We start from the raw sequence: 1,112 nt of genomic DNA on the forward strand, positions 1-1,112 counted from the left end.
TAAAGGTTGGCATAGTTTTATGGCATGGCCATTAATTGACTATGCTGGAAAGCAAGGGCTGCAGCAGCCGACAATCGCACTGGATGTGTTAAAGCATCTCACACCATTGTTTACTGCAGAATTTGCTATCAGACCCTACATAGAACAACATTTTGAGCTGACCTTCAAAGAATTATTGCGATGGTGTGATGATGAGAATGAGCATGTCCGGCGACTGGCATCAGAAGGGATGCGGCCAAGATTACCTTGGGGAGGGCATTTAAAGGCATTAAAACAAGACCCGCAGCCGGTATTTGAAATACTGAGTCAGCTCAGAGATGACAAAAGTAAATATGTCCAAAAATCTGTTGCCAATAATTTAAATGACATTAGTAAAGACCATCCACAGCGAGTAATCGATATCTGTCGTGATTGGTTGAAAAATTCCACACCTCAACGTCGCTGGATTATCCGTCACGGGCTTCGCAGTCTGATTAAGGCAGGTGAGCCAGCTGTATTCCCATTACTGGGTTATAGTGACCACCCAGCCGTTGAGATAGACTTTGATTTAACTGAGCAAGATGTGACATTGGGTCAAAAATTGGAAATGTTGTTGTCTATCCATTCTAAAACCAGTCAGGCTCAACAATTGGTGGTGGATTATCGTGTCTGGCATGTCAAAAACAACGGCAAGACCACCGCGAAAGTTTATAAATGGAAAAACATCGCTTTACCGGCCAAGGAAAGTATCTATCTAAAGAAGTCACACGGATTTTTAAAACTGACTACCCGGCAATACTATGGTGGCCAACACACTATTGAAATACTTATCAACGGCGTGGTTCATAACCAGGCGACGGTGAATCTAGTACTTGATTGAATTAAAGATACTACCAAATAAATTATCAACAGAAATAAAATGAGCCCCGGAGGGCTCATTTTGTTTGGTGTAAATTTAATCGATTTTACTGTTTAGCTAATGCCTGCCAAGTACTGACCACCGTATCCGGATTTAGTGAAATACTGCTGATTCCACGTTCAAGCAGCCATGCTGCTAAATCAGGATGATCCGAAGGTCCTTGTCCACAGATACCGACGTATTTATCTGCTTTGTGACAGGCATTAATCGCCAT

Annotated in this window: 2 protein-coding genes; one reads left to right on the top strand and one right to left on the bottom strand. The window is 42.4% G+C overall.

Going from position 1 to position 1,112, the window contains the following annotated elements; genetic code table 11:
* Window positions 1-859: DNA alkylation repair protein (locus B3182_RS14370; protein WP_292753234.1), on the top strand; the 859-nt coding region annotated here is incomplete at its 5' end.
* Between the two features lie 85 nt (window positions 860-944).
* On the opposite strand, the gene B3182_RS16385 is transcribed toward B3182_RS14370, so the two are convergent.
* A partial coding sequence (locus tag B3182_RS16385) for a putative PEP-binding protein (protein ID WP_414683350.1) occupies window positions 945-1,112 on the bottom strand: 168 nt, incomplete at its 5' end.

The sequence above is a fragment of the Methylophaga sp. UBA4204 genome (assembly GCF_002379485.1).
GTDB lineage: Bacteria > Pseudomonadota > Gammaproteobacteria > Nitrosococcales > Methylophagaceae > Methylophaga.